Source organism: Microcystis sp. M049S2, from assembly GCF_020245625.1.
Lineage (GTDB): Bacteria > Cyanobacteriota > Cyanobacteriia > Cyanobacteriales > Microcystaceae > Microcystis > Microcystis ichthyoblabe_A.
The window spans coordinates 1-9,228 of sequence record NZ_JADBUN010000091.1 but is presented as its reverse complement, the minus strand read 5'-3'; the positions used below and the strand labels follow the sequence as shown (position 1 = coordinate 9,228).

Sequence of the window (9,228 nt, the reverse complement as noted above, 5' to 3'; positions counted from 1 at the left end):
TGAAAGAAGTGAGCGTCGATATGTGGTCAGGATTTACAGCAGTGATCAAGGAATTATTTCCCAATGCTAAAATCATCTATGACCGTTTTCATGTAATGACTATCATCAATGACGAGCTTAATAAATTGAGAAAGTTAATGGGGGTGCATGAAAAGGGATTACCTCATTTATTATGTAAGAATAAAGAGGACTTAAAGGACGAGCAAAAACAACAACTAGAAGTTATACAGAAAGAACATCCATGCTTGGGAATAGCCTGGGAAATGAAAGAAGAAATTAGACAAATTTATCAAGGGTGTAGAACGTTCAGAGGTGCTGAGAGAAAATTGGAAAAATGGATAAGAATAGGCGGAATATTATATCAAAGTAGTGCCAGTATGATCCAGAAGCATTTGCCTGGTATTTGTAATTACTTTGAAAATCATACAACCAACGGATTAATTGAGGGAATGAATACCAAAATAAAGCTTATTAAAAGAATAAGTTATGGATTTACCAATTTTGAACATCTTCGACTTAAGCTGTTTGCTTGCTTTAATTTATAACAAAAATTAACACACGAAAACCAGAAGAGCTAGGGTAGCACAGTCTCTGTTTTCCCTTTTGATAGAGATTGGTTCGCCCGCTCAACCATCTAAAACTAGAGGAAAGTCTCCTGGCTGGGAAAAAGGGAAGACTCGCAGTAAAAGAAAGACCTATCCTACTGTGAAAAAACGACATTCAACCCCTAAAAAATCGGCAACAAAAGCAGCCTAACTCTACTTTTTGCTTCAAGATTTTTGATTTCAGCTATTTTCATAAGGCTGGATTATTTTTAGGCGAATTTTTTAGTCTAAACTACAGTTAAGATGGATATTTAAGGTTTTACAGGGGATTCATTTAGTAAAAATTAATGCTCAAAGCCAGATCAGTCATTTAACTGAGGAGATTCTTGATATTCTTCAATATTTTTCGATTTATTGTCAAAATTACTACCGAGTAAGTTGATAATCAAATTGGGCAAATTCAGTTTAAGCCAATCCCAGAGAAAACTTTTTATTCGAAAAGTGTCTAATAAGTTAGAACACCTTAGTTTAACTATGTCTAACTTAAGCGATTCTTGCTTCTGTCAAACTATTTTTGGTTAAGTCAAATATAAAAACTCTCTAATCTCAACAAATTTTGTCGATGTAATCAGTTTTTTTTGGTGGCGTTACTGCGACTTAATCATAAAGTGCGGAATGTGGGTTGAGTCATTGTCAGGTGAGTAACTGGTTGATTTGATTGTAGCTATTCCGTCGCTATTTCTGAGTTTATTTTGGCTCTACCGAACCTGTCATGTCAAACTATCACCAACTTATACTTGTAAAGCTTGTATAATAGGGCTTTGAGTTTTTGTTAGATTGATATTTATCAACTTTAGAGCATTGCTGGACAGAGAGGGAGCTTGGGGAGTTTTCTACAGTGTAAGTTCGGAAGAACCTTTATTTTTTACCTCCTCTTAACCAGTACGGAATATGGGTTATAACCCCCGTCCATTGCATAACACAAATCGAAGAACCAAACCTTTTTGGCAAACCCTAAGTTAAATAAGCGATAGTTACCCCCGAACCGCCCTCATTTTGGGGTGCTAATTGAAAGCGTTTTACCTGGGGATGACGGGATAAAAAATCGTGAACACCTTGACGCAATTTCCCCGTACCTTTACCGTGAATAATCCATAATATACCCGATGGGGTAGCCCTGATGATCGCCTGTTCGATATCCGTTTCTGACTCTGCCACCCTGGAACCGCGAATATCGACGGTATTATTAGAAGTACGAATTAAAGGAGTCTCCTGGGGTTTTGTGGGAGTTTGGGGCAAATTTTTGGCAGGTTTTGGCGCAGTTTCCACTTTTTGACCATCCAAAGACTCAATCTGGTCTAAGGGTAGGGTCATCTTCATCATACCGAAACGCAGGGAAATCTCCTCTGATTCCGGTGAAATTGCTAAAACTTCGGCAGTTTGTCCCAAATTGGGCAAGCGTACCCTTTCCCCCACTTGCGGACGATAATTAACCTTAGTTTTTTCCGTTTTTGGTAATAACCTTTCTGCGATCGCAGTTAATTCCTCTGTGGCTTTTTGAGCATCTCTACCGGTTTTTGTTCCCGCTTGCAATCGGCGAATAACCTCATTAATCTCTGCTTTTGCCGATAATAAAGCCTTTTGTATTTCCTGGTCTTGATAACGCTTTAATTCTCGCTCTCTCTCCTGTAGAGAATTAGCCCGCGTGGACACCTCTGTATAAAATTTCTCCGTTTGTTGCAGTAATTGACTAGCTTCTTGAGCTTTTGACTCTTGTTCCCGTCTTTGCGCTTCCAAACCAGCAATTACTTGATTTATCTCCTCCGATAACCCCCCCAGATGATTTCTCGCTTCGGCCACAATTTCGGGATTCAATCCCAAACGCTGGGCAATAGTTAAAGCATTAGAACGCCCCGGAATGCCCCATAATAGTCGATAAGTGGGGGAAAGAGTGCGATCATCAAACTCTACCGAGGCATTTTCAAAGCGAGAATCTCGATACTTCAACGCTTTTAATTCCCCGTAGTGGGTGGTAGCCACCGTCAGTAAACTATGATCAGCGAGGTATTGTAAAATAGCGATCGCTAAAGGACTTCCCTCGGCCGGATCCGTACCTGCTCCCACCTCATCGAGTAAAACCAAGGAACGAGAATTTAAAGCCGCTAAAATGCGGACAATCCGGCGAATGTGACCCGAAAAAGTCGATAAACTCTGTTGTAAAGACTGTTCATCCCCGATATCGGCTAAAACCTGATCGAACCAGGGTATCTCTACCGGTTCCCGCGCTGGAATAAACAGGCCCGCTTTCGCCATTAAAGCCGCTAATCCGAGAGTTTTTAAAGTAACGGTTTTTCCGCCGGTATTTGGTCCGGTGATAGCAACAACGCGAATTTCTGGGCTAATCTGCACATTTATCGGTACGACCTCCCCCCCCTGTTCGTGGTGTTTTTGCCACCAGAGCAAAGGATGACGCAAATTCCGTAAAGTAATCGTTTCCGAACCATCGATAAAGTGGGGGGGATTACCCTCTAGCCATAAACTGTAACGGGCCCTAGCGGTGGCCAAATCGAGCCTAGTAGCGATCGCTAGTAAATATTCTAAATCCTCAAAGGCTTCGGCGATCAGATTACTTAACTGCCGCAGGATTTTTTCTTCTTCGATTTGTTCCAGACGACGATATTGCCGCAGTTGATTGCCTTGATCAACGATAGAGTGAGGTTCAATGTAAAAAGTCGCCCCTGTGCTGGAAGTATCGTGAATTATCCCCGGTATTTGCTCTTTTTGCGCTGCTTTGACGGGAATCACCCAGCGGTCGCTTCTTTGGGTAATCACCGCTTCTTGGATAGCACCGCCCTGTTTTTGCATGATATCCTGCAATTTTCGGTAAATTCGCTCTCTAATCACCTTCATTTGTCCCCGAATTTCGCGTAATTGGGGACTAGCGCGATCAGATATCCGGCCATCTTCATCGATACAACGGTGTATTTCCTGTTCTATCTCTGGATAGGTGCGAATTTCGGCTACTAACTCTTTTAAAACCGGTATATCTTCCTGTTCGTCAATTAAACGCCGTAAACGTCGCACTCCGGCCAAAGTCGTGGCAATATTTAAAAGTTCCTGTCCCGATAATAACCCCCCCAGATGCGCCCTTTCTAGGGCATCGCCGATGTCGGTAATCCCATCAAAGGAAAGACGACTATCTAATTTTTGTTCTAAACTATAAACTTCTTTGGTTTGGCAGAGTAGGTTTAAACTTTCCTCTTTGCTTTCTGGTAACGGCAATTGACGAATTGCGATCGCACCTAGTTTAGTCGCTGCAAAAGTAGCTAGGTGTTGACATAGCCGCGGCCATTCCAATAATTCTAGGGTTTCGTCTTGAATCAATTTTGTAGTTTTTTATAATACGCTTTGTATTTCTAGTCTAACCAGATTTGGCCTGATTTTTACAGGAGTGGGGTTTGGGGTGTGGGGTGTGGGGAGATGGGGGGATTTCAACTAATACCCCAAAACCCTAACCCCCCAAAACCCTAACCCCCAACCCCTAATCTGTATCTAAATCCCTTTCTGGAGAGAGAATTGCACCTGTTTAAATTCTTGTTTTAAACGTTGTTTGAGTTTGTCGGGGATGGGACGGGAACCGTAGGCGGTATAATAACCTGCCAGAGAGTTTAAGGCTGTTTGCATTGTAGTGAAAGAACGCAAACCCCCGGATTTTTTATCTCGTCGGTAGAGGGAGATGTAATCGTTGATTTGTTCCTTTGCTTGCGACTCAACTGCCGCTTTATTCGGGTCATCTTTGACCACATCAAGGGCTGTGGTTAAAGTTTCAATCACCGTCAGGGTATCCTGTCCATAATTGCCCGTTAACCCTGAACTACTAGAACAACCCATCAATCCGATGACAAGGACGAGAACCAAAGCTAATAAGCGAGAAATGTAAGGTTTTAGAGACATATTTTCAACACCATAAGTTAATCCCAAGTCACCTTATCCTATCAGGAAACCGTGACCAGTTCTTCATGGGAGTCAACCGGCTGCAAAAATCAGGGGTCAACTGGCGGGTAAATAGCCCAAATATAGGCTTTTTGGGCGGTAAAAGCCCTATTTTTGCCTAAAAGTTGCGATGCCATCAACCCGGAGTGAGTTGATTCTGGACTAATTCGGGCCGCGATCAGGCACTGGTGGCGGTTTCAGGATCGATCGAGATTGGACTTTGCGATCGATCAATCTAGAAGATAAAAATTCTCCATTGCTTTCGTCCCATTTCGGAAGAAAGAAAGTTAAATTTTGTAATCTTTAGGGCCGCTCAAGCTGGAACTAGGGTGAAATGGGCAGTTTGACGGTAAAGCTTGTTCCCTCACCCACTTGGCTATCTAGGGCGATTTCGCCACGGTGAAGTTCGACGCATTTTTTAACCACTGCTAACCCCAATCCCGTGCCGATAATATTTTCCACATTCTGACCCCGATAAAAGGGTTCATAGATCTTACCTCTGTCTTCGTCGGCAATGCCGATCCCGTGATCCCGGACTTGAAAAACAATGCGATCGCTATCTTGCCACAACATCAAACTAATCCCTGCTCCTGTGGGGGAATATTTAATCGCATTTAAGAGTAAATTACTTAAAATCGAGTAGAGCAGTTTCTCATCTAGATAAGGACGGATCATCAATCCCTGACTGACAAATTTAATCGGGGTATTATTTTTATTAATAAATTGAAAATCCTCGACCAAATTTAAACAAAAAGCTTCAATATCGAGCGGCTCTAGTTGACAAATTAGATTCCCAGATTCTGCCCTTGTTAAAATTAAAATATCTGTTAAGAATTGATTCATTAGCTTGACAGAAGACTGGATTCTATATAGGTTTTTTCTACTCGACTGCTCTGCATCTTTTAAGCCATTTTCTAATAACTGCGAGGCAGAAAAAATAACGGTTAAAGGGGTTCGGAACTCATGAGATATCATGGAAAAAAGCTGAATTTTTAGATCAGAAAGTTCTTTTTCATGTAGTAATAATCGGTGAATTTCATCACTTTTTTGTCGCCGTTTCTCTTGCCAAAAAACTAAAAAATAAACTCCGCAAATAATCCCAAAGCTAGTAAAAGTTCCCAGTAAACCCAACAGAGAATTTTCGCTAATACTATCCCTAGAACTAGCGATGCTACTTCTTAAATTCCTTTTCTGACTAGCTTGTAAATAGGTAAGAAGATTTTGAAACTTATCCCGGATATCGACACTTTTAACCGTGATTGCATCTTGAGAAATATCATCAGATTGATCGAATTTATAGGTAGCGATCGATTGATTAAATAGAGCAATTCGCCGATACATTAAATCCCCGATCTGAGTCACCATTTCCCGCTCGAAATCCGTGCCGTTTTCTAATTGTTTAGCCAAGAGTTGCCAGTTAGATTGCATCAAAGCGATCGCCCGACGATGACGGCCCAATTCACTGGGGCTGCCAGTTTTGATATAACCCCGTCTTCCCGATTCGGCCACCGCCATGTTAGCGTAAAGATTACTGAGATTATCGATGATCTCGTAGGTAACTTCCACCTCGGCAGCGCGCTGACGCAGAGCGAGGGTATTGCGATAGGAAACTAGGCTAATAGTTCCCATCAATAAGACAGTTAGCCCGAAACCTCCCGCGATCCATTTTCCTTGTTTGAGCCAATTCATCAGCAGCAAACCGACGCTATTTCCAGCTTACTCTATCTAAATGGAGCAAGAGGACTCCCGTTAAATTTCTCCTTAATTAAAAATATACCAGAAATTAACGGGAGATGAATTGCCCCCAGAATCTAAACTAACGCGACAGCGTTTCCTAATAAGGAAAGGCTTGATTCTCAAGGTATGTATGAGCTTGACATATTTAAGCGGTAAGTGTTATAGTGGAAAGATAACACAGATGGGTCAGGCTGATGTTAAATGTTTTAAAAGTGAGAATATACCCAAACAAAAAACAGGAACTAGCCTTAGCTAAAAACTTTGGTTGCGTCCGTTTTGTTTGGAATTACTACTTAAATAAAACTAACAATCAGTACCTAGAGACTGGTAAAGGAATGACCTACTGTGACATGGCAAAAGACCTTACCCAACTCAAGAAACAACTGGATTTTGAATGGTTAGCTGAGGCTACTGCCGCTACCTTGCAGCAATCATTGAAAAACTTAGAATCTGCTTTTAAGAACTTCTTCTCAAAAAGAACAAAATTCCCTAAATTTAAAAGTAAGAACAAAAAACAATCAATCCGTTATCCTGAAAGTTGTTCAATTAGAAATAAGGGAATTAAGCTACCTAAATTAGGGGTTGTAAAAGCTAAGATTTCTCAAGTAATAAATGGTAAGATTAAATCCGTAACTGTTTCTAAAACCAGTACAGATAAATATTTTGCTGCCATCTTGTTTGAGATGGATGACTCAACAACCATTGAAAAACTAAAAATATCAGGGATAGACCTAGGTTTATCTTCTTTAGTTACGGTTTTTGATGGTGAAACAACCTACAAGATTGACCCAATCAAACCTACCAGAAAATATGCTAAACGTTTAAAGCGGAGACAACAAGCATTGTCTCGTAAAGCCAAGGGCTCTAATAATCGCCAAAAAGCCATTAAGGAGGTAGCCAAGGTTCACGAAAAGATAGCAAATACTAGACAGGATTTTCTTCATAAACTCTCCAGAAAGTTATGCGATGAAAACCAAATCGTTGTAGCCGAGAATCTGAATATTAAAGGGTTAGCAAGGACTAAATTAGCCAAATCAATACATGACGCTGGTTTTGGTATGTTGCTTAATTTCTTGGATTACAAGCTAGAAAGAGAGGGAGGAAAACTTGTAGAAGTTGACAGGTTTTATCCGAGTACAAAGCTCTGTTCTTGCTGTGGATTTAAAAATGATTTGTTGACTCTCAGTATTCGTGAATGGATTTGTCCAGAATGTAAGACGCAGCACGATAGAGATGAAAACGCCGCCAAGAATTTAAGGGAAGAAGGTATGAGAATACTGTCAACAAATACCGATGGACAGTCGGAATTTCAAGCTTGGGGAGAAACTGTAAGACTCGTTGGTACTTGTACCGAAAAGCGGGTTTCTGTGAATCAAGAATCCCCCGTCACAGCGTCAGCTTAACGGCGGGAGTGTCAACTCTAGACCATGCGAATTTTAGTAGTAGAAGATGATATGCAACTAGCCGAGATTTTGCGAGAGGCTTTGAGCGAGCGACAATACGTTGTCGATGTGGCTAGAGACGGAGAAGAAGGCTGGAATTGGCTAGAATTAGGCAAATATGACCTTTTAGTTCTCGATGTCACCCTGCCCAAATTAAGCGGAACTTTACTCTGTCAACGTCTGCGACGAGCGGAACCCCATCATCCTGTCTCTGCTAATGCCACCGTTCCCGTCCTATTATTAACCGCAAGGGATACGGTAATCGATAAAATCGACGGATTAGACGCAGGGGCCGATGATTATGTCACTAAACCCTTCGATTTGGGCGAATTAATGGCGCGGATTCGGGCCTTGATCCGACGCGGCAGCAGCACCAGCAGTGTTTTATTATCTTGGGGGGGGTTGCAGTTAAATCCCAGTACCCACGAGGCCAGTTATAACGGTCAATTTCTTTCCCTCACCCCCAAGGAATTCGCTCTCTTAGAATTACTTGTTACCCATGGGCGCCGGGTCTTAAGTCGATCGGGTATTATTGAGCGAGTTTGGTCTTTGGACGATTCTCCAGCCGAGGAAACCGTTACTTCCCATATTCGCGGTCTTCGTCACAAGCTAAAATCCCTCGGTGCGCCGGAAGACTTTATTGAAACCGTTCACGGTCTTGGTTATCGTTTAAAGTAATATCTGCCTTTAGACAGTGGACAAAATCATTTCTGCACGAAATCTGCACGAAGTTTGCAGAGGGTTTCCATAATCATCCATTAAATTAGAAAGTTAGACAGGTGCAGGACTTCTAGACAATCAGAGCGGTCAAACCTGTGACTTTCCTCTCCTAAACGGGGCTGCTTGAAATGATTTATACGCGATTTGACTATCACGGCTGGCAGATTGAATTGATCCTAGAAATGCAGGGTTATTCTTTTCAATGTTGGCGAGTGGATGGCAGGGAAGGAATTAGCGATTGCCTAGTTTATGCCACCTGCGAACAAGCTTTAGCGGCTGCCCGACACCGGGCGGATCTAGAGTCCGCTTGTCTTGCCCTACTGCGATTTCTCAATGATATCGGTGGCCGGAATTATTATCTCACCCGCGATGATCGCGATGCTCTTAGCCAGTCGATTTTAGAATATGCCCGTCTGGGTGGTGTTTCCTAATTTCTTCCCCAGAAGTTTTACCCTGATTGAGAATGATTCTCGCTCCGATTTATTGATTTTCAGGCCAGTTTCGGTAATAGAATCGTGACAGTGGTTCCATTACTGGGGATAATAGTAATTTCGATCGAGCCGCCGTGTAGTTCCACGCATTTCTGCACTACCACCAAACCCAACCCTGTCCCGGCGATGTGACGGACATTTTTATATAGGGTTTGCGGCAAAAAGTTTTTCCTGGGGGCAGGGTGTGGGGTGTGGGGTGTGGGGTGTGGGGTTTTACCAGTTTTGAGGTGGCCAATTACCTAATTTTCAGGGAAAAAGTGCCTAAATTTCCCCCCGATCACTCCCAGATCCAGTACTTTT

General features: G+C 42.2%; 8 protein-coding genes and 1 pseudogene. 5 read left to right on the top strand and 4 right to left on the bottom strand.

The genetic code is table 11. The features are described 5' to 3' along the window. Window positions 1–545: transposase (locus tag IM496_RS07835; RefSeq protein WP_287661677.1), on the top strand; the 545-nt coding region annotated here is incomplete at its 5' end. 31 nt (window positions 546–576) lie between these two features. After that, window positions 577–756: pseudogene (locus IM496_RS07830) on the top strand (NF041680 family putative transposase); the annotation flags it as partial. Window positions 757–1,559: 803 nt separating this feature from the next. Here IM496_RS07830 and IM496_RS07825 read toward each other — a convergent pair. From IM496_RS07825 to IM496_RS07815, 3 genes are all read right to left on the bottom strand, one after another. After that, window positions 1,560–3,929, bottom strand: a complete 2,370-nt coding sequence (locus IM496_RS07825) for an endonuclease MutS2 (RefSeq protein WP_287661676.1) — start codon at window positions 3,927–3,929, stop codon at window positions 1,560–1,562. A 168-nt stretch (window positions 3,930–4,097) separates the two neighbouring features. Next, window positions 4,098–4,499 (bottom strand): photosystem II protein Psb27, encoded by a 402-nt coding sequence (gene psb27 / locus IM496_RS07820; protein ID WP_104396655.1) that lies wholly within the window; start codon window positions 4,497–4,499, stop codon window positions 4,098–4,100. A gap of 363 nt (window positions 4,500–4,862) precedes the next feature. After that, the gene (locus IM496_RS07815) at window positions 4,863–6,227 is read right to left on the bottom strand and encodes a sensor histidine kinase (protein WP_194017977.1); all 1,365 of its coding nucleotides are present in this window, start codon (window positions 6,225–6,227) and stop codon (window positions 4,863–4,865) included. 242 nt (window positions 6,228–6,469) lie between these two features. Here IM496_RS07815 and IM496_RS07810 point away from each other — a divergent pair, with 242 nt between their 5' ends. The 3 genes from IM496_RS07810 to IM496_RS07800 all read left to right on the top strand — a co-directional run bounded on the left by IM496_RS07810 (window position 6,470) and on the right by IM496_RS07800 (window position 8,868). After that, window positions 6,470–7,678: an RNA-guided endonuclease InsQ/TnpB family protein gene (locus tag IM496_RS07810; protein WP_194017975.1), complete on the top strand. Its 1,209-nt coding sequence runs from the start codon at window positions 6,470–6,472 to the stop codon at window positions 7,676–7,678. Between the two features lie 24 nt (window positions 7,679–7,702). After that, complete coding sequence (locus tag IM496_RS07805; protein ID WP_287661675.1) at window positions 7,703–8,395, top strand: response regulator transcription factor; 693 nt, start codon at window positions 7,703–7,705, stop codon at window positions 8,393–8,395. 170 nt (window positions 8,396–8,565) lie between these two features. Continuing rightward, window positions 8,566–8,868: a hypothetical protein gene (locus tag IM496_RS07800; protein ID WP_287661674.1), complete on the top strand. Its 303-nt coding sequence runs from the start codon at window positions 8,566–8,568 to the stop codon at window positions 8,866–8,868. Window positions 8,869–8,927: 59 nt separating this feature from the next. On the opposite strand, the gene IM496_RS07795 is transcribed toward IM496_RS07800, so the two are convergent. After that, the gene (locus tag IM496_RS07795; protein WP_194017969.1) at window positions 8,928–9,089 is read right to left on the bottom strand and encodes an ATP-binding protein; all 162 of its coding nucleotides are present in this window, start codon (window positions 9,087–9,089) and stop codon (window positions 8,928–8,930) included. Between the last annotated feature and the right edge of the window lie 139 nt (window positions 9,090–9,228).

Bases quoted from the DNA above. Each gene is read 5' to 3' on its own strand.
- IM496_RS07815 (WP_194017977.1), bottom strand. From the start codon at position 6,227: ATGAATTGGCTCAAACAAGGAAAATGGATCGCGGGAGGTTTCGGGCTA.
- IM496_RS07800 (WP_287661674.1), top strand. From the start codon at position 8,566: ATGATTTATACGCGATTTGACTATCACGGCTGGCAGATTGAATTGATC.
- IM496_RS07810 (WP_194017975.1), top strand. From the start codon at position 6,470: ATGTTAAATGTTTTAAAAGTGAGAATATACCCAAACAAAAAACAGGAA.
- IM496_RS07805 (WP_287661675.1), top strand. From the start codon at position 7,703: ATGCGAATTTTAGTAGTAGAAGATGATATGCAACTAGCCGAGATTTTG.
- psb27 (WP_104396655.1), bottom strand. From the start codon at position 4,499: ATGTCTCTAAAACCTTACATTTCTCGCTTATTAGCTTTGGTTCTCGTC.